This is a genomic window from Stutzerimonas stutzeri (genome assembly GCF_000219605.1).
Classification (GTDB): Bacteria; Pseudomonadota; Gammaproteobacteria; order Pseudomonadales; family Pseudomonadaceae; genus Stutzerimonas; species Stutzerimonas stutzeri.
On the sequence record NC_015740.1, the window covers coordinates 289,434 to 311,411 of the forward strand.

Sequence of the window (21,978 nt, forward strand, 5' to 3'; positions counted from 1 at the left end):
GTATGTCCTCACTCCTTGTTGCTGCTGTCGTATACCGCGCGGTCGAGCTCGGCCTCGCTGCGCCCGACCAGGGTGGTGGTCATCAGGTCGCCGGCGACGTTCACCGTGGTGCGCGCCATGTCGAGGATGCGGTCGATGCCGGCGATCAGCGCCACGCCTTCGAGCGGCAGGCCGGCGGCGGTGAGCACCAGCCCGAGCATGATCAGCCCGGCGCCGGGAATGCCGGCGGTTCCGATGGAGGCCAGCGTCGCGGTGAGGATGATCATCGCGTACTGCCCGGCACTGAGGTCGATGCCGAAGGCCTGGGCGATGAACAGTGCGAGCACGCCCTGGTAGATCGCCGTGCCGTCCATGTTGATGGTCGCGCCCACCGGCAGTACGAAACCGGCCACACCCTCGGACACGCCGAGGTTCTTGCGTGCGCATTCGATGGATACCGGCAGCGTGCCGGAGCTGCTGGACGTACTTGAACGCCACTGCCAGCGCCGGGGCGATACCCTAGAAGAAGCGCAGCGGATTGAGCCGCCCCAGCAGGCCGAGCAGCCCGCCGTAGACCAGCAGCACATGAGCGATGCTGGCCAGGTAGATCACGCCGATCACGCCCGCCAGCGGCAGCAGCACTTCGGCGCCATGGCTGCCGACCACGCCGGCGGTCAGGGCGAAGACGCCGATCGGCGCGACGCGCATCACCAGGTCGGTGAGCTTGTAGAAGGTCTCGGCCAGCGCATCGAACAGGCGCACCGCCGGCGCGCCGCGCTCGCCGATCAGGTTGATGCTCACACCCAGAGCGATGGCGAAAACGATGATCTGCAGAATGTTGCCTTCGGCAAAGGCGGTGACCGGGTTGGATGGCACCAGGCCGACCAGGATCGACACCAGTGAGGGCGCCTGCTTGGCCTCCCGGGTGCCGCTGGCGACCATGTTCATCCCTTCGCCGGGGCTGAACAGCGCGCCGAACAGCAGGCCGATGCTCACCGCAAAGGCGGTGGTCACCAGATAGATGGCGATGGTCTTGAGGCTGATGCGCCCGAGCTTGGCGCTGTCCTGCATCGAGGTGATGCCAGCCACCAGCGAAACGAACACCAGCGGCACGATGAGCATCTTGATCGCGTTGAGAAACAGCGTGCCGACGGGGGCCAGCAGCTGCGCATCCGCGCCGAAGGCCATGCCGGCGGCGACGCCGAGGGCCAGGCCGATGAGGATCTGCTGCCAGAGCGGCAGGCGGACGAGCAGGCGCAGGGGAGCGGAGAGGGTCGTACTCTGAGTCATGGGTCTTCCTGTTGTTTTTATTGTGCGAACGGGCCGGGCTGGCGGCCCGTAAAGCAAGCGCCCGGCTATATGCCGGGCGCAGGGAGCGATCACACCGCCAGCGGGGCCAGGCGTGGCGCGATCATGTTTTCAGGGCGCAGGATCTCGGCCAGCATGGCCTCGTCCAGTAGCCGTTCCTCGCGCACCAGCTCCAGCACGCTGCGGCCGCCGAGCAGCGCCTCGCGGGCCAGGCGGGTGCTGTTGTCGTAGCCGATGTAGGGGTTCAGCGCGGTGATCAGGCCGATGGAGCTTTCCATCAGCTCGCGGCAGCGCGCCTCGTTGGCGGTGATGCCTTCGATGCAATGCTCGCGCAGCATGTCCATGGCGCGCTGCAGCAGGCGGATCGAATCGAACAGCTTGTAGGCGATCAGCGGCTCCATGACGTTGAGCTGCAGCTGTCCGCCTTCGGCGGCCATGGTCAGCGCCAGGTCGTTGCCGATCACTTCGAAGGCGACCTGGTTGACCGCCTCGGGGATCACCGGGTTGACCTTGCCCGGCATGATCGAGCTGCCCGGCTGGCGCGGTGGCAGGTTGATTTCGTTGAAGCCGGTGCGCGGGCCGCTGGAGAGCAGGCGCAGGTCGTTGCAGATCTTCGACAGCTTCACCGCCAGGCGCTTGAGCATGCCGGAGAACAGCACGAACGAACCCATGTCCGAGGTGGCCTCGATCAGGTCGGCGGCCTGGCGCAGCGGCTGGCCGCTGATCTGGGCCAGGCGCTGCACAGCGATGGCCTGGTAGCGCGGGTCGGCATTGATGCCGGTGCCGATGGCGGTGCCGCCGAGGTTCACTTCCAGCAGCAGCTCCGGGGCGAAGCGGCGCAGGTGCTGCAGGTCTTCGCCCAGGGTGGTGGCGAAGGCATGGAATTCCTGACCGAGGGTCATCGGCACCGCGTCCTGCAGCTGGGTGCGGCCCATCTTCAGCACATGGGCAAAGGCGTGGCCCTTGCCGGTCAGCGCCTCGCAAAGGCTCTCCAGGCTGGCCAGCAGCGTGTCATGGCCGAGCAACAGGCCCAGGCGAATGGCGGTGGGATAGGCGTCGTTGGTGGACTGCGCCATGTTCACGTCGTTGTTCGGGTGCAGGTACTGGTATTCACCCTTGGCGTGGCCCATGGCCTCAAGACCCAGGTTGGCGATCACCTCGTTGGCATTCATGTTGGTCGAGGTGCCGGCGCCGCCCTGGATCATGTCCACCACGAACTGCTCGTGAAACTCGCCACGAATCAGTCGCGCACAGCCCTGGCTGATGGCCACGTGCTTGGCTTCGGGCAGGTAGCCCAGCTCACGGTTGGCATCCGCCGCCGCCTGCTTGACCATCGCCAGGGCGACGATCAGCTTCGGGTAGTGCGACAGCGGCACGCCGGACAGGCGGAAGTTGTGCAGTGCGCGCAGGGTCTGGATGCCGTAATAGGCCTCGGAGGGAACGGGGAGGGTGCCAAGCAGGTCTTTTTCGATTCGCGATGATGCAACTTCGGACATGATGGTAACGTGGCTCGGATAGGCGCAGGCAGTGCTGCAGTGGCCCTAAAATAAGGCCTGCGGGGTGTGTGCAGCCAATGCCGTTGCTGGCTGTCCCATGCCGAAACGGCATAATGAGCGTGTGACTTCCCGTTCGTCGCCATCGTATCGAGGAGCTTCGGATTGAATCTGGAAACCAAGTGGCTGGAAGACTTCGTCGCCCTCGCGGCAACCCGCAGCTTCTCCCAGGCGGCGCAGCGCCGCTTCGTCACCCAGCCGGCGTTCAGTCGGCGCATCCGTTCGCTGGAAGAGGCCCTGGGCCTGCAACTGATCAACCGTTCGCGCACGCCCATCGAACTGACCGAGGCCGGTCAGCTGTTTCTGGTCAGTGCGCGCAACATGGTCGAGCAGCTCGGCGAGGTGGTGCGTCACCTGCACCATGTCGAAGGCCAGCAGGGCGAGGTGCTGCAGATTTCCGCGGCGCACTCGCTGGCGCTGGGCTTCTTCCCGGCGTGGATCGCCGGGCTGCGCCACGAGGGCCTGAACCTGGCCACCCGGCTCATCGCCACCAACGTCGGCGAGGCGGTGCATGTGCTGCGCGAGGGCGGTTGCGACCTGATCCTGGCCTACTATGATCCGGATGCCGCGCTGCAGCTCGACCCGGAACTGTTTCCCTCGCTGCACCTGGGGCGCACCGAGATGCTGCCGGTGTGCGCGGTGGGGCCGGACGGCACGCCACTGCATGACGTCGACAGTGGCCAGACCGTGCCCTTGCTGGCCTACAGCGCTGGTGCCTTTCTCGGCCGTTCGGTGAACCTGCTGCTGCGCCAGCGCGCGTTGCGCTCGACCACCGTCTACGAGACAGCCATGGCCGACAGCCTGAAAAGCATGGCGCTGCAGGGGCTGGGGATCGCCTGGGTGCCGCGGTTGAGCGTGGAGCCGGAACTCGAGCGCGGCGAGCTGGCGATCTGTGGCGGCGAGCAGTGGCGAGTGCCGCTGGAAATTCGCCTGTATCGCTGCTCGCTGATGCGCAAGGGGGCGGTGCGCCTGCTTTGGCGACGACTGGAGAGCCGCGCCATCGCTACCGAGTGAGCTGCCGCCGGAGCGCAGGCTAAAGCCCTTCGGTGGCGCCGTCGGGATCGGGGCTGACGGTAAATTGGCGAATTGTGCAGCCAACGGCAAAGTTTTGTTGCTTAACAAGCGGCAACTTTTTTGAGGGGTGCTGTCTTAGGTCTGCAATCCGCGCCATGGCCAGGCCGGACCCTAGCCAAGGAAAGACAGCCGTGAACCACGACTTCGACGCCGCCGTGCCCCAATCGGGGTCGGCTTTCCCTGCGCCCGACTCCGACTCTGTCAGCGCCGAGCCCACCACCCTGTACGCGGCGTTCGCCCAGCTGGCGAGCCGCGTACCGGAGCAGCCCGCCGTGCTCTCCACGCGCTACGCAGCGCTGGATCACCGCGGCCTGCAACAGGTGATCGAGCAGACCCGCCGGCAGCTGCGCCAGGCCGGTTTCGGCCGCGATGCGCGCATCGGTGTAATGCTGCCGGAAGCGCCGCAGGCCGCGGTCGCCATCATCGCCGTCGCCTGTTCGGCGGTCGCCGTACCGCTCGATCCGCGCCTCGGCACGGCCGAGCTGGACCAGTTCCTCCAGCAGCTTCCGCTCGATGCGCTGCTGATTGCCAGCGATGGCGACCAGCAAGGGCGACGCGCCGCCGAACGCCACGGCCTGCCATTGATCAGCGCCGAGGCGGCGGAAGACGGCTCGCCGGCGCTGCAAATCGCGATGCCGGTCGCGGCACAGCCTGCACCGGATGAGCTGCCGGAACCGGACGCCCCGGCGTTCATCCTGCGCAGCTCGGGCACCACCGCGCTGCCCAAGCTGATTCCCTTCACCCATCGCAACATGCTGACCGCCGCGCGCAAGTGGCAGCGCTGGTTCGGCCTGAATGACGGCGATCGTTGCCTGTGCGTTTCGGCGCCTTACTACTCCCACGGCCTGAAGGTCACCATCCTCACGCCGCTGCTCGGCGGCGGTAGCGTGGCCTTTCCGCTCAGTCCGGCGGTGGTGGACGTGCATGAATGGTTCGAGACGCTGCGGCCGAGCTGGTATTCCGCCGGGCCGGCGTTGCACCTGGCGATCCTCGAGGCGGCCCGCGCGCATCCCGAGGGCCTGGGGCGGCAGCGGCCGCGTTTCGCTTCTTCCGGCGGCGCCCCGCTGGGGCAGGAGATCATCGACAGCTTCGAGCGCACCCTGGGCTTCCCGCTGCTGGAACACTACGGCTCCAGCGAGGCCGCGCAGATCGCCGCCAACACCCCGGACGCGCGCAAGCCCGGCACGGTCGGGCGTCCCTGGCCGGAGACCCTGAGCATCGTCGGCGAGGACGGTCAGCCGGTCGCCCCTGGCGAGCGCGGCGAGATCCGCGTGCGCGGCGCCACGGTGATGCCTGGCTACCTCGGCGACGAGACACTCAACCACGAGGCGCTGCGCGACGGCTGGTTCCACACCGGCGACATCGGCAGCCTCGATGAAGAAGGCTTCCTGCACCTGCACGGGCGTCTGCGCGAGGTGATCAACCGCGGTGGCGAGAAGGTCAGCCTCTCGGAAGTCGATGCCGCGCTGCTGCGCCATCCGGCCGTGGCCGAAGCCGCGGCGTTCGGCGTACCCCATCAGCGCCTCGGCCAGGACGTCGCCGCGGCCGTGGTACTGCGTCCGGCAATGGCGGTGACGGGCGCCGAGCTGCAGCGTTTCCTGCGCGACGAGCTGGTCTACTTCAAGGTGCCGAGGCGTGTGCAGATCGTCGAGGCATTGCCGCGCGGGCTGACCGGCAAGGTGCTGCGCCATCGCCTGGCCGACGACTACGTCCAGCAGCGCAGCGAGCGTGCCCGGCTGGCGACCGGCGCGGTCGCGGCTTCGCAGCTGGAACAGGACGTGCTGGCCATCTGGAGGCGCCTGCTGAAGACCGATGCGGTCGGCCCTGAGGACAACTTTCTCGACAGCGGCGGTGATTCGCTGCTGGCCACCGAGATGCTCACCGAACTGGAACAGATGCTCGGTCGGGTGATTCCCGAGTCGGTGCTGGTGGAAGCCGAGACGGCCCGCGAGCTGGCGCTGCGCCTGGAAAACCTGGCTTCGCACGTCATCCCGGTGATCGACTTCAACGCCCAGGCCGGACGGCAGTCGCTGTTCTGGTTCCATGGCGATTTCGCCCACGGTGGCTATTACATCCGGCGCCTGGCTCGCCTGCTCGGGCCGCAGCAGCCGCTGACCGCCATCGCGCCGCATGGCATGGGCGACGAGGCGATCCCCGAGTCGGTGCAGCAGATGGCCCGCGAGCGCCTGCCACTGATCCTCGAACGCCAACCGCAGGGGCCATATCGCATCGGTGGCTACTGCAACGGCGCGCTGGTGGCCTTCGAGGCCGCGCGCATGCTTCGCGAGGCCGGCCACAGCGTGGAGATCGTCGCGCTGATCGATCCGCCGACGGCCAACGTGCGGCCCTGGTCGCGGGTGATCCTGCGCAGCCTCGATCGCGTCCTGCCGGACATGTACCTGGCGCGGGCCTACGAGGCCCTCAGCCGCTTCGGTGAAACCAGCAAGTGGCCCTATCCCAAGCGCATCGCCAACCTGGCCTGGAAGGTCGCGCGGCGCAGCGTGCGCATGGTGCGCGAGCGCCTGGCCGGCCATGTGCCGACGCCGCCCACCGCGCGTGACCGCGAGGTGCGCGCGCGCTTCCTGCGCTACTCGCTGGTGATGGCGCGCTACCTGCCCGAGCGCATCGACGCACCGGTGGTGTACTTCTCCGCCGATTACACCAGCCGCGCCTGGCGCAACATGGGCACCAGCTTCGAGAGCTACGACGTGCTCGGCGGCCACCACCGCTGCGTGAAGGACTACACCGCCTCCATCGCCACGCCATTGCGGGCGCTGCTGGAAGACTCGGCCGCCGCGATGCCCGGCCAGAGCGGCCTGATCCTGCCGCTGACCGAGCCGGCCAAGCGTGATGGCATGGCGCCCTGAGCATGGTCGCGGCAATCACAGGCCGGTGGCCGGCAGGGCCCCGACACCCCGGTAACAGGAGTAACCGCATGAAGCGCTCGATCGCCACCGTATCCCTCAGCGGGACCCTGCCGGAGAAGCTCGAGGCCGCGGCGGCCGCCGGCTTCGACGGCATCGAACTGTTCGAGAACGACCTGCTCTACCACTCCGGCAGCCCGCAGGACATCCGCCGGCGCTGCGAGGATCTGGGCCTGGCGGTCACGCTGTTCCAGCCGTTCCGCGACTTCGAGGGCTGCCCGCGCGAGCGCCTGCAGCGCAACCTCGACCGCGCCGAGCGCAAGTTCGATCTGATGCAGGAGCTCGGCGCCGAACTCATGCTGCTGTGCAGCAACGTGCAGGCCGACGCGCTGGGCGACCGCGAAACGCTACTCGGCGACCTCGCCCTCATCGCCGAGCGCGCCGGCGCTCGCGGGCTGCGGGTCGGCTACGAAGCGCTGGCCTGGGGCCGCCACGTGAAGACCTGGCGCGATGTCTGGACGCTGGTGCGGCAGGTCGATCATCCGGCGCTGGGGGTGATTCTCGACAGTTTCCATACCCTGGCCCTGGGCGACGATCCGAGCGGCATCGTCGAGATTCCCGGCGAGCGGATCTTCTTCGTGCAGCTGGCCGATGCGCCCGTGCTGGCCATGGACGTGCTGGAGTGGAGCCGGCACTTCCGCTGTTTCCCCGGTCAGGGCGAATTCGACCTGGCAGGGTTCCTCGCGCCGGTGCTGCAGGCCGGCTACAGCGGGCCGCTGTCGCTGGAGGTGTTCAACGACGGGTTTCGCGCCGCGCCGCCCAGGGGCATCGCCGCCGATGGTCTGCGTGCGCTGTTGCACCTGGAGGAGCTGACCGGCCAGCGTCTGGCGACCAGCGCCAGCTCGGCGCCAGCCGCCCAGGCGCTGTTCGCACCGCCACCCGCGCCCCGTTACGAGGGCATCGACTTTCTCGAGTTCGCCGTCGACGAGCCTCATGCCGCGCGCCTGGGCAACTGGCTGCAGCAGCTGGGCTTCGCCCACGTCGGCCAGCACCGCTCGAAGGAGGTGCAGCTGTACCGCCAGGGCGAGATCAACATCGTGCTCAACGCCGAGCCGTACTCCTTCGCGCACAATTACTTCGAGGCGCACGGCCCCTCGGTGTGCGCCATGGCGCTGAAGATCGATGACGAGGCCTCTGCCCTGGCGCGCGCCTGCGCCTTCGGTGGTCAGCCCTATCGTGGGCTGATCGGGCCGAACGAGCGGCAGATTCCGGCCGTGCGTGCGCCGGATGGCAGCCTGATCTACCTGCTCGAATCCGGCGCGCCGGGCCAGAGCAACTACGACATCGATTTCCGTCTGCATGCCGTGGCGCCAGTGGGCGCGGGCCTGCAACGCATCGACCACATGGCCACGGCGCTACCGGCCGAGAGCCTGGCCAGCTGGGTCCTGTTCTACCGCAGCCTGTTCGACTTCGAGGCCGATGATGAGCTGCTGCTGCCCGACCCCTACGGGCTGATGCGCTGCCGTGCCGTGCGCAGCCCCTGCGGACGGGTGCGGCTGCCGCTCAACACCTCGCAGGACCGCGACACGGTGATCGCCCAGGCGCTGTCCAGTTACCGCGGTGCCGGCGTGCATCATGTGGCCTTCGCCTGTGACGACATCTTCGCCGAGGTGGCTCGGGCGCAGGCGGCCGGGGTGCCGCTGCTGGAGATTCCGCGCAACTACTACGACGACCTGGCCGCCCGTTTCGACTTCGACGATCGGCTGCTCGCCGAACTGGCGCGCTACAACGTGCTGTACGACCGCGACGCCGAGGGCGGCGAGCTGTTCCACGTCTACACCGAGCCCTTCGAGGGACGCTTCTTCTTCGAAATCCTGCAGCGCTGCAATGGTTACGCCGGCTACGGTACGGCCAACGTGGCGGTGCGGCTGGCGGCGATGGCCAAGCAGTGTCGACGCAGCGCGAGCCCGGCCGCGAGTCTGGCCAGCGCGTCCTGATCGCCGCGCCGGGCATGCGGCCAAGGCCGTAGTCCGCCGCTGCGGTGGCGATGTTATGATCGCCGCCGGCCGCCCCTCTGCTGATTGCCTGCCCTGCGCGGCCGCTGGAGCCCAGTCGTGCCCACCGCTAACCCAATCGGCCTGCGTCAGTGGATCTGGCGGGCCTTCGTCCGCAGCGCCCTGATTCCGCTGGTTCTGGTGGAAACCGCGCTGATCGCGATCTATCTGCTGACCAACAACGCGATTCGCGATGCGCAGATCGAGTACCTGCGCGACACCGCGCTCAATGATCTGCAGGCAGCGGTCAGCCTCGAATCGCGCCTGGTCAGCGAGCAGCTCAGCCAGATCGGCGCGCTCACTCAGGTGTATCGCAACCTCACGGCCCAGGCGCTGCACAGCGGCGAGCCAGCGGCACTGCCAGAGCTGGCGCTGAGCGCCGATGGCGTGCGCTACAGCCCGGAAAACAATGGCGGTGCCGCGGTCTTCTACTCCGGAGCGACGCCCGCCGAGCGCCACGATCTGGAGAAGATCGCGCGGCTGCGACAGCTCGAGCCGCTGATGAAGGAGATCGAGGCGCGCAATCCGCTGATCGCCAGCCTCTACTTCAACAGCTGGGACAGCTTCAACCATATCTACCCGTGGTTCTTCACCCTCGACCAGTACCCGGCGGACATGGATATCCCCAAGTACAACTTCTATTACCTCGCCGATGCCGAGCACAACCCGGAGCGCGGCGTGGTCTGGACCGATGTGTACCTCGACCCGGCCGGACATGGCTGGATGATGTCGGCGATCGCACCGGTCTACCGCGACGATTTCCTCGAAGGCGTGGTGGGCATCGACATCACCGTCAGCGGCATTCTCGAACAGATCGGCCAGCTGCAGGTGCCTTGGGGCGGCTATGCCATGCTGGTCAGCGACGACCTCACGATCATGGCCCTGCCGGAGCCCGGGGAGACGGATTTCGGCCTGGCCGAGCTGACCAACCATTCCTACCTGGATGCGATCCGCAGCGAGATGTTCAAGCCCGAGGACTTTCGCCTCGATCGACGTCCCGAAACGGCCGAGCTGGCCGCGGCGATATCCGGCGCCGCCAGCGGCGTGCAGCAGGTGATGCTCGGCGGCAGGCCGCAGCTGGTGGCCTGGACCACCGTGGAGCAGACCGGCTGGCATCTGCTGACGGTGGTCGACGAGGCCGCGGTGTTCCGTCAGACCAATGCCCTGGCCAGCCGCTATCGGCAGATCGGCTACCTGCTGATCGCCGGCCTGGTGCTGTTCTACATCGGCTTCTTTGCCCTCATGTGGCTGCGTGCGCGCCAGCTCAGCCAGGCGCTGCTGACGCCCATCGCCGGCATCTCGCGGATGCTCGGCGAGATCGGCCTGGGTCGCTGGCGGCCTGAGCCGCTGCAGGCGCAGATCCGTGAACTCGACGAGATGTCGCGGCACACCCAGGAGATCGGCAGCCGCCTGGCCTACAGCGAGTCCGAGCGCTGGGAAGCGCAGCGGCGCCTGGAACTGGTGCTGGAAAGCGCCACCGAGAGCCTCTGGGAGTACGACATGGCGAACCATTCGCTGCGCGTACGTGGCGCGATGGTGGCGCGCTTCGGCCTTCCGTCCGGGCAGCTCAGCGACAGCGATTTCCGTCAGCGCATCCACCCGGACGACCTGCCCCAGGCGCTGGCGCAGATCGAGCGGGTGCGCGAGGGGCTGCAGCAGCGCTACGAGGCCAAGTACCGCTTCGCCGACAGCATGGGCGGATACCACTGGCTGCTCAGTCGCGGGCGCGTGCTCGAGCATGATCCGGACACCGGCGCGGCGCGCGTGCTGGCCGGCACCCATGTGGACATCGATGCACTCAAGCGGGTCGAGGAGGAGCTGCGCGAGGCAACGCTGCAGGCCCAGGCTGCCAGCGAAGCCAAGGGCCGGCTGCTGTCGGGCATCAGCCATGAGCTGCGCACGCCGCTCAACGCCATCCTCGGCTTCGCCCAGCTGATGCGCATGGACTGCGACGATGAAAGCCAGGCCGAGGCGGCCGAGTACCTCGACGAGATCCTGCTGGCCAGCCGGCACCTCAATCAGCTGCTGGGGGAAATCCTCGAATGGTCGAGCCTGCAGAACGAGCCGGCGCAGCTCGAGCTGCAGCCGGTGAACGTCTGCGAGCTGATGCGCGAATGCGCCGAGCTGGTCTCGCTGGACATCCAGCAGCGTGGGCTGCGGCTCGACCTGAGCCTGCCGGACGAGCGCCTGCTGGTGCTCGCCGAGCCGCGGCGGCTGCGCCAGGTGCTGTTGAATCTGTTGTCCAACGCCATGAAGTACAACGTGCCCGAGGGGCACATCAGCCTGCGTGCCGAGACCAGCCCGAGCCATGTACGTCTGCTGGTGGAGGACACCGGTCTGGGCATCGACCCCGCGCAGCAGGCGCAGGTGTTCGAGCCCTTCCAGCGGCTGGGACGGGAGAACAGCATGATCCAGGGCACCGGTATCGGCCTGTCGCTGTGCCTGGAGTTCGCCAGGCTGATGAACGGCCAGATGGGTCTGCACAGCGAGCCGGGCGTCGGCAGCCGTTTCTGGATCGAGCTGCCACGGCTGGCGCCGGCTGCATCGAGCTAGCGGCCCGACCATGCGGGGTACTGGCCGGTCACGCCTTGCGCTATACTGCGCGGCTTTCGCGCGGGCGGCCTTTGGCCGGTTCGCGCCCATCCAGGCCACGCTCTTTTGCGTGGTTTGTTGTTATTGACGCGCCCGCGGGCGCCCGACGGGAGGCACGACGATGAGCGCACTGGTAGGCGTGATCATGGGCTCCAAGTCCGACTGGTCCACCCTGAGCCACACCGCCGACATGCTGGAAAAGCTGGGCATTCCCCATGAAGTGACGGTGGTGTCCGCCCACCGCACCCCGGATCTGCTCTTCCAGTACGCCGAACAGGCCGAAGCGCGCGGCCTGCGCGTGATCATCGCCGGTGCCGGCGGTGCCGCCCACCTGCCGGGCATGTGCGCCGCCAAGACCCATCTGCCGGTGCTCGGCGTGCCGGTGCAGTCGTCGATGCTCTCCGGGGTCGATTCGCTGCTGTCCATCGTGCAGATGCCGGCCGGCGTGCCGGTCGCCACCCTGGCTATCGGCAAGGCTGGCGCGATCAACGCCGCGCTGCTCTCGGCGAGCATCCTCGGCCACGAATTCCCCGAGTATCACCAGGCGCTGAAGAAATTCCGTGACGAGCAGACCCAGACCGTGCTCGACAATCCGGACCCGCGCGGTTGAGCCGGGACTAAACTCTGCTTCCCAGCGACGCGCCCGTCGCGCGCTGAATCTGCCGCCTAGAAGGGCCGTTGATATGAAAATTGGTGTGATCGGTGGCGGCCAGCTGGGCCGCATGCTGGCCCTGGCGGGCACTCCGCTGGGCATGAGCTTCGCCTTCCTCGACCCCGCGCCGGACGCCTGCGCCCAGGCCCTCGGCGAGCACATCCGCGCCGACTACGATGACAAGGACCACCTGCGCCGGCTGGCCGACGAAGTGGACCTGGTCACTTTCGAGTTCGAGAGCGTGCCGGCCGAGACGGTGGCCTTTCTCTCGCAGTTCGTGCCGGTCTACCCGAGCGCCGAATCGCTGCGCATCGCCCGCGATCGCTGGTTCGAAAAATCCATGTTCAAGGACCTCGGCATTCCCACCCCGGCGTTCGCCGACATCCAGTCGCAGGCCGATCTCGACGCCGCGGTAGCGGGCATCGGCCTGCCCGCCGTGCTCAAGACCCGCACCCTGGGCTATGACGGCAAGGGCCAGAAGCTGCTGCGCAAGCCGGCCGATGTTGCCGGTGCGTTCGCCGAGCTGGGCAGCGTCCCGTGCATCCTGGAAGGTTTCGTGCCGTTCACCGGCGAAGTCTCGCTGATCGCCGTGCGTGGCCGCGATGGCGAAACCTGCTTCTACCCGCTGGTGCACAACAGCCACGAGAGCGGCATCCTGCGGTTGTCGGTGGCCAGCAGCAACCATCCGTTGCAGGCGCTGGCCGAGGACTATGTCGGTCGCGTGCTCGCGAAGCTCGACTACGTCGGCGTGCTGGCCTTCGAATTCTTCGAGGTGGACGGCGGCCTGAAGGCCAACGAAATCGCTCCGCGCGTGCACAACTCCGGCCACTGGACCATCGAAGGTGCCGAGTGCAGCCAGTTCGAGAACCACCTGCGTGCCGTCGCCGGCCTGCCGCTGGGCTCGACCGCCAAGCTGGGCGAGAGCGCCATGCTCAACTTCATCGGCGAAGTGCCGCCGGTGGACAAGGTGATCGCCATCGAGGATTGCCACCTGCACCACTACGGCAAGGCCTTCAAGGCCGGGCGCAAGGTCGGCCACGCCACGCTGCGCTGCCCGGATCGCGCCACCCTCGACCGGCAGATCACCGCCGTGGAAAGCCTGATCCCGCATTCCTGACGGCCGACCGTCCGGCGCCGGCGAACGGTGACGGCGCCCTCCGGTCCATTGGTTACCCACCTTTCGGACCTGAGGAGCACAACCATGGGCATCATCGGCACCATCATCATCGGCCTGATCGTCGGCCTCGTTGCGCGTTTCCTGAAGCCGGGCGACGACAGCATGGGCTGGATCATGACCATCCTGCTGGGTATCGGCGGCTCGCTGCTGGCGACCTACGGCGGCCAGGCGCTCGGCCTGTACCAGGCGGGCGAGGGCGCAGGCTTTATCGGCGCCGTGGTCGGTGCGATCATCCTGCTGGTGATCTACGGCATGGTCACCAGCCGCAAGCATTGATCCTCCGCGGGGCCGCGCCCTGCGGCCCCGTTCCCTTCTCACGTAGTGGCCTCATGCGTTCATCTCTCGCCTCGCTGTTCTGCTGCTTCGCCTTCGCATCCACCCTGCATGCCGCACCGCCGGAACTCGACTGGCTGGAACTGATGCCGCCCGAGGATCGCCAGGCGCTGGAGGAGATGCCGGAGATCGACCATGCGACGCCCGAGGACCTGGGCTTCAGCGATCAGGGCGGGCTCAAGCAGGAGGCCGGACTGCCGGCGGTGATGTACTCGGCCAAGACGGTCGCCGAGCTGAACGGCCGCGAGATCCGCCTCGGTGGTTACCCGGTGCCGCTGGAAAGCGACGCCCGCGGACGCAGCACCGAGTTTTTCCTCGTTCCTTATCCCGGTGCCTGCATCCACGTGCCGCCGCCGCCGCCGAACCAGATCGTGCTGGTGCGTTACCCCAGGGGCATCGCCCTGGAGGACATCTACGCGCCGCTGTGGGTCGACGGTCGCCTGCAGATCGAGCCGGTCAGCAACGACCTGGCCGATGCCGCCTATGTGCTGGAAGCGGCGGCGGTCGAGCTGGTCGACGAAAGCGACCTCTGAGCCGCAGGTCATGGCGCTGCCCACCGAACTCCGCCAGGCGCTACGTGAGCTGGCTGCGCACACCGAAGGCATCGATCTGCCGGTCTACCAGGCATTCGAACGTGATCCGCTGGAGCCGATCATCGGCCTCGGTGATGCCGATGCGCCGCTCTGCTTCTTCGGCCGCGACCCGGGCCGCGAGGAAGTGCGTCACGGCGAGCCCTTCATCGGCGCCGGCGGGCAAATCGTCCGGCGCGTGCTCTATCGCCACCTGCACGGCGCAGAGATGCCGGACTTCGAGGCGGGACGGGCGCTGGGCCGGCACTACTTCTGGATCAACACCGTGCCGTACAAGCCCATCGGCAACAAGGCCTGGTCCATGGCGGTGAAGCGCCGCTTCCAGCCGCTGATGCGCCAGTTGCTGATCGACAGCTGGCATGGCCGGCATATCGTCACTCTCGGTCGCGAGGCCTTTCTCTGGTTCGCCATCGGCCAGCCGCGCGAAGCGCGCCAGCGCCTGGAGGCGTTCTGGCAGCGTGAGGATCGCTTTATGGCCAACCTCGATATCGACCTGCAGGACGCGCAAGGCCATGCACGAACCTTCACCCTGCACCCGCTGCCGCACCCCTCACCGCTGAACCAGACCTGGTTCAAACGCTTCCCCGCGTTGCTGGAAGCGCGCCTGCGCCAACTCGACGCTAGTCGCTGACCTGATTGGCGAGCTGCCCGGCCTGCCAGGCAGCGACGTTGCCCAGGGTGGTGCCGGCGATGGCTGCCAGCGCCTCCTCGGTGAGGAAGGCCTGGTGGGCGGTGACGATCACGTTGGGGAACGACAACAGCCGCGCCAGCACATCGTCCTGCAGCGGCAGGCCGGAGTGATCCTCGAAGAACAGCCCGGCTTCTTCCTCGTAGACATCCAGCCCCAGATAGCCGAGCTGGCCGCTCTTCAGCGCGCCGATCAGCGCCGGCGTGTCGATCAGCGCGCCGCGGCCGGTGTTGATCAGCATGGCGTGCGGTTTCATGGTCGCCAGGCTCTGCTGGTTGATCAGGTGACGGGTCTCTTCGGTGAGCGGGCAGTGCAGGCTGACGATATCGCTGCCGGCCAGTAGCTCGTCGATCGCCACGTAACGCATGCCGAGGCGCTCCAGCTCCGGGTTGGGGTAGGGGTCATAGAGCTGCACCTCGCAGCCGAAGCCCTGCATGATCCGCGCGAACACCGCGCCGATCTGCCCACTGCCGACCACACCGACGCGCTTGCCGACCAGATCGAAGCCGGTCAGCCCCTGCAGCGAGAAGTTGCCTTCGCGGGTGCGGTTGTAGGCACGCGGCAGACGGCGGTTGAGCGCCAGGATCAGTGCCACGGTGTGCTCGGCCACGGCATGCGGCGAGTAGGCCGGCACCCGCACCACCGGCAGACCGAGACGCCTGGCGCAGGGCAGATCGACATGGTTGTAGCCGGCCGAGCGCAGTGCGATCAGCTGCGTGCCGCCGGTCGCGAGCTGCTCCAGCACGGGGGCGGAGAGCACGTCGTTGACGAACGGGCAGACCACTTCGGCGCCCGTCGCCAGGGCCGCGGTGTCAGGGTCCAGGCGGGTCTCGAGAAAGTGCAGCTCGAAGCCGTGGGAGCGGTTGGCGGCCTGGAAGCTGTCACGGTCATAGGGCTTGCTGCTGAACAGGGTGATGCGCATGGGAGCCTCGCGATAAGGGGCGACTGCCGACAGGGTGCGACAGTTGCCCGCCGCGGCCAAGTCGCTTCTGTCGCCCGATATGACCGGCGGCACGCATCAGCCTGCGCGCAGTGCCTGCCCCTTGGGCTGGAAGTACAGCGTGCTGCCGCGTTGCACGCCCACCAGGCTGGCGTGGTCGTTGCCGACCTCCGCTTCGATCGGCTCGGCTTGCCCTGCGACGTTCAGCGTGACGCGGGTCAGCGCGCCGAGCGGGCGGATGTCGCGCACCTCGCCGGCCAGGTGCTCGGCCAGCGCTTCACGGCTCAGGGAAACCTCATGCGGGCGGAACAGCACACTGCGCTGTTCGTCCAGCTGCAGGCGATTGGCGTCGCCGAGGAAGTGGTAGACGAACTCGCTGGCGGGGTTGGCATACACCTCCGCCGGTGTGCCGATCTGCTCGATCACACCCTTGTTCATCACCACGATGCGATCGGCGACCTCCATCGCCTCCTCCTGGTCGTGGGTAACGAACACGGAGGTCAGGTGCACGTCCTCGTGCAGCCGCGCCAGCCAGCGGCGCAGCTCCTTGCGCACCTTGGCGTCCAGCGCGCCGAACGGCTCATCGAGCAGCAACACCTTGGGCTCCACTGCCAGCGCGCGGGCCAGGGCAATGCGCTGGCGCTGGCCACCGGAGAGCTGTTCGGGGTAACGGTCCGCGAGCCAGTCCAACTGCACCAGATTCAGCAGCTCGTGCACCTTGGCGGCGATCACCGCTTCGCTCGGGCGCAGCTTCTTCGGCTTCATGCGCAGGCCGAAGGCCACATTGTCGAACACCGTCATGTGGCGGAACAGTGCGTAATGCTGGAAGACGAAGCCGACGTTGCGGTCGCGCACGTCGCGGCTGGAGACATCCTCGCCATGGAACACGATGCTGCCGCTGTCCGGCGTTTCCAGTCCGGCGATGATGCGCAGCAGGCTGGTCTTGCCGCAGCCGGACGGGCCGAGCAGGGCGACCAGTTCGCCGCTCTGGATGTGCAGGTCGATCGCCTGCAGCGCCTGGAACTGGCCGAAGCGCTTGTTGACGTCACGGACTTCGATACTCATGGCTGTGCTCCGGTTTTCAGGCGCGCGATGCGCGATTCGCTCCACTGCTTGAGCAGCAGGATCACCAGCGCCAGGGCCAGCAGCAGGCTGGCCCCGCTGAACGCGGCGACGTGGTTGTATTCGTTGTAGAGAATCTCGACGTGCAGCGGCAGGGTGTTGGTCAGCCCGCGGATATGCCCGGAGACCACCGACACCGCGCCGAACTCGCCCATTGCCCGCGCGGTGCAGAGCACCACGCCGTAGATCAGGCCCCATTTGATGTTCGGCAGGGTGATGTGCCAGAACATCTGCCAGCCGCTGGCGCCGAGCAGCCGCGCGGCTTCCTCTTCGGTACTGCCCTGCTCCTGCATCAGCGGGATCAGCTCGCGGGCGACGAAGGGCACGGTGACGAACAGCGTCGCCAGGACGATGCCCGGCACGGCGAAGACGATCTGGATATCGCGATCACTCAGCCACTCGCCGAAATAGCCCTGGGCGCCAAACAAGAGCACGTAGATCAGGCCGGCAATGACCGGGGAGACCGAGAACGGCAGGTCTATCAGGGGCACCAGCAGGCTCTTGCCGCGGAACTCGTACTTACTCACGCACCAGGCGGCGGCGACACCGAACACCAGATTGAGCGGCACCGAGATGCCCACGGCAAGCAGGGTGAGCTTGAGCGCGGCCAGGGCATCGGGCTCGAGGATCGCCGTGAAGAAGGCGCCGACCCCTTGCTTGAAGGCTTCGCCGAGGACGATCAACAGCGGCAGCAGAAGGAACAGCGCGAAGGTCAACCAGGCCGCGCCGATCAACAGGCGGCGGGCCGTTTGCTTGCCGCGACGGGTAGTGGTGGCGCGGGCATTCGCCGACACGGGCAGGGGAGCGGTAGTCATGCTGGCCTCCTCAGCCGTGGGCAATGCGGCGCTGCAGCAGGTTGATCGCCAGCAGCAGGATGAAAGACACCACCAGCATCAGCACGCCGATGGCCGTGGCGCCGGCGTAGTCGTACTGGTCCAGCTTGACCATGATCAGCAGCGGCAGGATCTCGGTCTTCATCGGCATGTTGCCGGCGATGAAGATCACCGAGCCGTACTCGCCGACGCCGCGGGCAAAGGCCAGGGCGAAGCCGGTCAGCCAGGCGGGCAGCAGCGCTGGCAGCAGCACATGGCGAACGATCTGCAGCGGACGCGCGCCAAGGCAGGCCGCGGCTTCTTCCACTTCACGCGGGATATCGGCGAGCACCGGCTGGAGGGTGCGCACCACGAAGGGCAGGGTCACGAAGGTCAGTGCCAGGGTGATGCCCAGCGGACTGTAGGCGATCTTGAAGCCCAGCTCGGTAGCGAACTGGCCGATCGGTCCGTTCGGCGCGTACAGCGCGGTGAGGGCAATGCCTGCCACCGCGGTCGGCAGGGCGAAGGGCAGGTCGATCATCGCCTCGATGATCTTGCGGCCGGGGAAGCGATAGCGCACCAGCACCCAGGCCAGCAGCGTGCCGATCACGCCATTGAGCATGGCGGCAGCGAAGGCGGTGCCAAAGCTCAGCTTGAGCGCCGCCAGCACGCGCGGCGCGCTGACGATGGCGATGAACTGCGCCCACGAGAGTTCGGTGGTCTTGAGAAACAGCGCACCCAGGGGAATCAGCACCAACAGGCTGAGGTACACCAGGGTGTAGCCCAGCGTCAGCCCGAAGCCGGGTATGACGGAGGTAGATCGGGACATGGACGTTGCCTTTTATTCGAGCGTCTGGCGGCTGAAGTGTCACGAGCGCAGCGTGCAGGGAGGACGCCCACCACCGCTTTCCTCACGGAAGGCAGCGGTGGACCGGTGAAGCCTGGTCCACCCTGCGAAGCCAAGGCCTACTGCGCCTGATAGATCTGGTCGAAAACGCCGCCATCATTGAAGAACTTCGGTTGTGCGGCCTTCCAGCCACCAAAATCCCCGTCGATGGTGACCAGCTTCAGCGCCGGGAACTGATCCTTGAATTCGGCCGCTATGGCCTCGTTGCGTGGCCGGTAGAAGTTCTTCGCCGCGATGCGCTGGCCTTCCTCGCTGTACAGGTAGTTCAGATAGGCTTCGGCCAGCGCCCGCGTGCCCTTGCGCTCGACGTTCTTGTCCACCACTGCCACCGGTGGCTCGGCAAGGATCGACAGCGAAGGCGCGATGATCTCGAAATCTTCACCGCCCTGTTCCTTCAGGGCCAGGAAGGCCTCGTTCTCCCAGGCCAGCAGCACGTCGCCGATGCCGTTGTTGACGAAGGTGACGGTCGAGCCGCGGGCGCCGGTATCGAGCACCGGCACATTCTTGTAGAGCTTCTCGACAAAGGCCTGGGCCTGCTGCTCGTCGCCGAATTTCTGCTGGGCGTAGGCCCAGGCGGCGAGGAAATTCCAGCGCGCACCGCCGGAGGTCTTCGGGTTCGGCGTGATCACCTCGACGCCCGGCTTGACCAGGTCGTCCCAGTCCTTGATGCCCTTCGGATTGCCCTTGCGAACGAGGAACACGATGGTCGAGGTATAGGGCGTGCTGGCGTCCGGCAGGCGGGTCTGCCAATCCTCGGGGATCAGTTTGCCGAGGCGATGCAGCTCGTCGATATCGCCCGCCAGGGCCAGGGTCACCACATCGGCGCGCAGGCCGTCGATCACCGCGCGGGCCTGCTTGCCGGAGCCGCCATGGGACTGCTGGATCTTGATCGGCTCATGGCCCTGGGCCTGCCAGTGCTTGTTGAAGGCGTCGTTGAATTCCACATAGAGCTCGCGCGTCGGATCGTAGGACACGTTGAGCAGGGTATCGGCGGCCAGTGCGGGGCCGGCGATCAGCGCGCTCGCCAGGGCGGCGAGGGCGAAGCGACGAATGGACATGGTGCAGCTCCTGAAAAAACTAATTTGGTATGTGTTGGCGCTTCAGGGGCGGTCGCTGAAATGACGCTGGAAGACAGGCAGGGCGAGGCAGAAGCAGCCCGGCGGGTTGCAACCTGGTCTAGCGGTGTCAGGTGGTTTTCAGTGACTCGATTAGCTCCGCATTCGCGGGCGACAGCTGCAGTACCGGTGCGTGTTCATGGTCTCGGCTCGTTTCATGGTCACGCCCTCCGGTGGTCCAGTCGGGCTGATGGATGGGGTAGTCGGGGTCAGGCGTTCTTGCCGGTCGGCTGCAGGCGGAACTTCTCCTTGCGCTCGATCTGCACGACCTGGCCGTTGTGCACGGTGATTTCAACCGAGCCGAACTTGAGGCCGCTCAGGGCACTGTGGATCTCGCGCAGGATGCTGGCTTCGTCCTGCCCCTCGAGGTTGCGAATGGTCGCGGTCATTGCTGTTCTCCGTGAAAGCCTTTCGTGACGACCGGAACGGCCGTAGCCAGCAAGGCGTGGAGCGGATGATAAGTTCGGCCGAAATATTCTTAAAAATATTGTTTAAGAACATTTATAGATCCTTATGGAATAAGGAAGCGGCTCGTTATCAGGTGGTCTTATAGATGAAAAAAATATAAATAAAGAATTCTTTATTCTTTTTAAGTGAATCGATCTGCTGTCTAGACTGGCCGCCATGAATCACAGGAGGCGCCGATATGCGCAGCATCCGATATCTGATCGTGCCGGGCTGGCACGGCTCGCCCGATGAGCATTGGCAGAGCCATTGGCAACGCACCCTGCCGGGTAGCGCCCGAGTAGAGCAGCAGGACTGGCTCCTTCCGCGTCGTGAAGACTGGGTCGCCGAGCTGCAGCGCAGCATTGCCGCCCATGCCGAACCGGTCATTCTGGTGGCGCACAGCCTGGGCTGCATCACGGTTGCGCACTGGGCGGCTCAGGCACCTGCGCAGCTGCTGCAACGGGTGCGCGGCGCCCTGCTGGTGGCCCCCGCGGATGTCGAACGCAGCGGCTGCCCGGAACCCTTGCGCAACTTCGCCCCGATCCCTCGCCAGCCTTTGCCATTCGCCAGCCTGCTGATCGGCTCGGACAACGACACTGCCGCCAGTGCCGCGCGTGCCGTCGAGATGGGCCACGCCTGGGGCAGCGAGACCACGATCCTGGCCGGCGCCGGGCATATCAACGTGGCCTCCGGACATCGGCGCTGGGAGCAGGGCTTCGCCAGCCTGTACCGCTTGCAGAGCCGGATCGAGCGACAGGCGCAACGGCGCGCCTGAATCGCTATCAACCAATGCCGCAACCCACGCAAAGAGGAGAACGAAAATGAGCATCCGCCTCGGCGACATCGCCCCCGATTTCGAACAGGATTCCAGCGAAGGCCGCATCCGCTTCCACGAGTGGCTGGGTGACAGCTGGGGTGTGCTGTTCTCGCACCCGGCTGACTTCACCCCGGTGTGCACCACCGAACTGGGCTTCACCGCCAAGCTGAAGGACGAGTTCGCCAAGCGCAACGTCAAGGCCATCGCCCTGTCCGTGGACCCGGTGGATTCGCACATCAAGTGGATCGACGACATCAACGAGACGCAGAACACCCGCGTCAACTTCCCGATCCTGGCTGACGCCGACCGCAAGGTCTCCGAGCTGTACGACCTGATTCATCCCAACGCCAACGACACCCTGACGGTGCGCTCATTGTTCGTCATCGACCCGAACAAGAAGGTGCGTCTGACCATCACCTACCCTGCGAGCACCGGGCGCAACTTCCACGAGATCCTGCGGGTGATCGATTCGTTGCAGCTGACCGACAACCACAAGGTCGCGACCCCGGCCAACTGGCAGGACGGCGACGAAGTGGTGATCGTGCCCTCGCTCAAGGACGAGGAGGAAATCAAGCAGCGCTTTCCCAAGGGCTATCGGGCGGTCAAGCCGTACCTGCGTCTGACGCCGCAGCCCAATCGCTGAGACAGGATCCCGGCTGGGCGGTTAAGTCTTGGTCAGCCCTCGCTGCGACGGGGGTCAGCACTGCGCGGATAGGTGCGCTCTTCCTGGATGGTGCCGTCCTTCTTGTGGATCTTCACTGAAGCCGTCCTGCCTTCGAGAAAGGCCGCGGTCACCTGCAGCATCTCGTCCTTGGTGGCAGCGGTCTTCGAGGCGCGGGTCGCCCCTTGCTTGCGCAGTTCCCAGCCCGAATCGGTGACATTGATGTGGTAGTTGTCCATGCATGAGTCCTCCGCTGTGGGTTGCGGTTTAGAGTGCTGGACAGAACAGGGGTT

General features: G+C 66.7%; 19 protein-coding genes and 1 pseudogene. 11 read left to right on the top strand and 9 right to left on the bottom strand.

All coding sequences use genetic code 11. The features are described from left to right. Positions 1–8: 8 nt before the first annotated feature. Both PSTAB_RS01290 and PSTAB_RS01295 read right to left on the bottom strand, forming a co-directional pair. Positions 9–1,269, bottom strand: a pseudogene (locus PSTAB_RS01290) (dicarboxylate/amino acid:cation symporter). Positions 1,270–1,358: 89 nt separating this feature from the next. Beyond that, positions 1,359–2,783 (bottom strand): aspartate ammonia-lyase, encoded by a 1,425-nt coding sequence (locus tag PSTAB_RS01295; protein ID WP_013981395.1) that lies wholly within the window; start codon positions 2,781–2,783, stop codon positions 1,359–1,361. Between the two features lie 162 nt (positions 2,784–2,945). On the opposite strand from PSTAB_RS01295, the gene PSTAB_RS01300 reads away from it, so the two are divergent. The 9 genes from PSTAB_RS01300 to PSTAB_RS01340 all read left to right on the top strand — a co-directional run bounded on the left by PSTAB_RS01300 (position 2,946) and on the right by PSTAB_RS01340 (position 14,807). Then, positions 2,946–3,854, top strand: coding sequence for a LysR substrate-binding domain-containing protein (locus tag PSTAB_RS01300; RefSeq protein WP_013981396.1), 909 nt, complete (start codon positions 2,946–2,948; stop codon positions 3,852–3,854). A gap of 191 nt (positions 3,855–4,045) precedes the next feature. Beyond that, positions 4,046–6,781: an AMP-binding protein gene (locus PSTAB_RS01305; protein ID WP_013981397.1), complete on the top strand. Its 2,736-nt coding sequence runs from the start codon at positions 4,046–4,048 to the stop codon at positions 6,779–6,781. A gap of 68 nt (positions 6,782–6,849) precedes the next feature. Further along, on the top strand, positions 6,850–8,775 hold the full coding sequence (locus PSTAB_RS01310; RefSeq protein ID WP_013981398.1) for a bifunctional sugar phosphate isomerase/epimerase/4-hydroxyphenylpyruvate dioxygenase family protein: 1,926 nt from the start codon (positions 6,850–6,852) through the stop codon (positions 8,773–8,775). Positions 8,776–8,892: 117 nt separating this feature from the next. After that, complete coding sequence (locus tag PSTAB_RS01315; protein WP_013981399.1) at positions 8,893–11,385, top strand: PAS domain-containing sensor histidine kinase; 2,493 nt, start codon at positions 8,893–8,895, stop codon at positions 11,383–11,385. Between the two features lie 160 nt (positions 11,386–11,545). Next, on the top strand, positions 11,546–12,034 hold the full coding sequence (gene purE, locus PSTAB_RS01320; RefSeq protein WP_013981400.1) for a 5-(carboxyamino)imidazole ribonucleotide mutase: 489 nt from the start codon (positions 11,546–11,548) through the stop codon (positions 12,032–12,034). A 73-nt stretch (positions 12,035–12,107) separates the two neighbouring features. After that, positions 12,108–13,193: a 5-(carboxyamino)imidazole ribonucleotide synthase gene (locus PSTAB_RS01325; protein WP_013981401.1), complete on the top strand. Its 1,086-nt coding sequence runs from the start codon at positions 12,108–12,110 to the stop codon at positions 13,191–13,193. 84 nt (positions 13,194–13,277) lie between these two features. Next, on the top strand, positions 13,278–13,529 hold the full coding sequence (locus tag PSTAB_RS01330; protein ID WP_013981402.1) for a GlsB/YeaQ/YmgE family stress response membrane protein: 252 nt from the start codon (positions 13,278–13,280) through the stop codon (positions 13,527–13,529). Between the two features lie 53 nt (positions 13,530–13,582). Continuing rightward, the gene (locus PSTAB_RS01335; protein ID WP_013981403.1) at positions 13,583–14,119 is read left to right on the top strand and encodes a DUF3299 domain-containing protein; all 537 of its coding nucleotides are present in this window, start codon (positions 13,583–13,585) and stop codon (positions 14,117–14,119) included. Positions 14,120–14,129: 10 nt separating this feature from the next. Then, entirely contained in the window at positions 14,130–14,807 is a 678-nt protein-coding gene (locus PSTAB_RS01340) for a uracil-DNA glycosylase family protein (RefSeq protein ID WP_013981404.1), read from the top strand. Here PSTAB_RS01340 and PSTAB_RS01345 read toward each other — a convergent pair. The 6 genes from PSTAB_RS01345 to oscA form a co-directional block, all read right to left on the bottom strand. Then, the gene (locus tag PSTAB_RS01345; protein WP_013981405.1) at positions 14,797–15,786 is read right to left on the bottom strand and encodes a 2-hydroxyacid dehydrogenase; all 990 of its coding nucleotides are present in this window, start codon (positions 15,784–15,786) and stop codon (positions 14,797–14,799) included. The two genes, PSTAB_RS01340 and PSTAB_RS01345, sit on opposite strands and share 11 nt — an antisense overlap. A gap of 96 nt (positions 15,787–15,882) precedes the next feature. Then, positions 15,883–16,869 (bottom strand): sulfate/molybdate ABC transporter ATP-binding protein, encoded by a 987-nt coding sequence (locus PSTAB_RS01350; RefSeq protein ID WP_013981406.1) that lies wholly within the window; start codon positions 16,867–16,869, stop codon positions 15,883–15,885. Next, positions 16,866–17,741: a sulfate ABC transporter permease subunit CysW gene (gene cysW / locus PSTAB_RS01355; RefSeq protein ID WP_013981407.1), complete on the bottom strand. Its 876-nt coding sequence runs from the start codon at positions 17,739–17,741 to the stop codon at positions 16,866–16,868. Before cysW ends, PSTAB_RS01350 begins: the two co-directional genes overlap by 4 nt. A gap of 10 nt (positions 17,742–17,751) precedes the next feature. After that, the gene (gene cysT / locus PSTAB_RS01360; protein ID WP_013981408.1) at positions 17,752–18,567 is read right to left on the bottom strand and encodes a sulfate ABC transporter permease subunit CysT; all 816 of its coding nucleotides are present in this window, start codon (positions 18,565–18,567) and stop codon (positions 17,752–17,754) included. Positions 18,568–18,704: 137 nt separating this feature from the next. Next, positions 18,705–19,703, bottom strand: coding sequence for a sulfate ABC transporter substrate-binding protein (locus PSTAB_RS01365; protein WP_013981410.1), 999 nt, complete (start codon positions 19,701–19,703; stop codon positions 18,705–18,707). 266 nt (positions 19,704–19,969) lie between these two features. Next, entirely contained in the window at positions 19,970–20,149 is a 180-nt protein-coding gene (oscA, locus tag PSTAB_RS01370) for a sulfur starvation response protein OscA (RefSeq protein WP_011911457.1), read from the bottom strand. A gap of 257 nt (positions 20,150–20,406) precedes the next feature. Between oscA and PSTAB_RS01375 the strand changes: the two genes are divergently transcribed. After that, positions 20,407–20,982 (top strand): RBBP9/YdeN family alpha/beta hydrolase, encoded by a 576-nt coding sequence (locus tag PSTAB_RS01375; protein ID WP_011911458.1) that lies wholly within the window; start codon positions 20,407–20,409, stop codon positions 20,980–20,982. 46 nt (positions 20,983–21,028) lie between these two features. After that, positions 21,029–21,667 (top strand): peroxiredoxin, encoded by a 639-nt coding sequence (locus PSTAB_RS01380; RefSeq protein ID WP_003284022.1) that lies wholly within the window; start codon positions 21,029–21,031, stop codon positions 21,665–21,667. A gap of 32 nt (positions 21,668–21,699) precedes the next feature. Here the strand turns inward: PSTAB_RS01380 and PSTAB_RS01385 are convergent, their stop codons facing one another. Next, positions 21,700–21,924, bottom strand: a complete 225-nt coding sequence (locus PSTAB_RS01385) for a DUF2188 domain-containing protein (protein ID WP_003284021.1) — start codon at positions 21,922–21,924, stop codon at positions 21,700–21,702. Positions 21,925–21,978 lie beyond the last annotated feature (54 nt).

What these genes read in the sequence shown, in the direction of transcription:
- PSTAB_RS01295 (WP_013981395.1), bottom strand. Translation starts at nt 2,783, where the DNA reads ATGTCCGAAGTTGCATCATCGCGAATCGAAAAAGACCTGCTTGGCACC.
- PSTAB_RS01310 (WP_013981398.1), top strand. Translation starts at nt 6,850, where the DNA reads ATGAAGCGCTCGATCGCCACCGTATCCCTCAGCGGGACCCTGCCGGAG.
- purE (WP_013981400.1), top strand. Translation starts at nt 11,546, where the DNA reads ATGAGCGCACTGGTAGGCGTGATCATGGGCTCCAAGTCCGACTGGTCC.
- PSTAB_RS01325 (WP_013981401.1), top strand. Translation starts at nt 12,108, where the DNA reads ATGAAAATTGGTGTGATCGGTGGCGGCCAGCTGGGCCGCATGCTGGCC.
- PSTAB_RS01330 (WP_013981402.1), top strand. Translation starts at nt 13,278, where the DNA reads ATGGGCATCATCGGCACCATCATCATCGGCCTGATCGTCGGCCTCGTT.
- PSTAB_RS01335 (WP_013981403.1), top strand. Translation starts at nt 13,583, where the DNA reads ATGCGTTCATCTCTCGCCTCGCTGTTCTGCTGCTTCGCCTTCGCATCC.
- PSTAB_RS01340 (WP_013981404.1), top strand. Translation starts at nt 14,130, where the DNA reads ATGGCGCTGCCCACCGAACTCCGCCAGGCGCTACGTGAGCTGGCTGCG.
- PSTAB_RS01345 (WP_013981405.1), bottom strand. Translation starts at nt 15,786, where the DNA reads ATGCGCATCACCCTGTTCAGCAGCAAGCCCTATGACCGTGACAGCTTC.
- PSTAB_RS01350 (WP_013981406.1), bottom strand. Translation starts at nt 16,869, where the DNA reads ATGAGTATCGAAGTCCGTGACGTCAACAAGCGCTTCGGCCAGTTCCAG.
- cysW (WP_013981407.1), bottom strand. Translation starts at nt 17,741, where the DNA reads ATGACTACCGCTCCCCTGCCCGTGTCGGCGAATGCCCGCGCCACCACT.
- cysT (WP_013981408.1), bottom strand. Translation starts at nt 18,567, where the DNA reads ATGTCCCGATCTACCTCCGTCATACCCGGCTTCGGGCTGACGCTGGGC.
- PSTAB_RS01365 (WP_013981410.1), bottom strand. Translation starts at nt 19,703, where the DNA reads ATGTCCATTCGTCGCTTCGCCCTCGCCGCCCTGGCGAGCGCGCTGATC.
- oscA (WP_011911457.1), bottom strand. Translation starts at nt 20,149, where the DNA reads ATGACCGCGACCATTCGCAACCTCGAGGGGCAGGACGAAGCCAGCATC.
- PSTAB_RS01375 (WP_011911458.1), top strand. Translation starts at nt 20,407, where the DNA reads ATGCGCAGCATCCGATATCTGATCGTGCCGGGCTGGCACGGCTCGCCC.
- PSTAB_RS01380 (WP_003284022.1), top strand. Translation starts at nt 21,029, where the DNA reads ATGAGCATCCGCCTCGGCGACATCGCCCCCGATTTCGAACAGGATTCC.
- PSTAB_RS01385 (WP_003284021.1), bottom strand. Translation starts at nt 21,924, where the DNA reads ATGGACAACTACCACATCAATGTCACCGATTCGGGCTGGGAACTGCGC.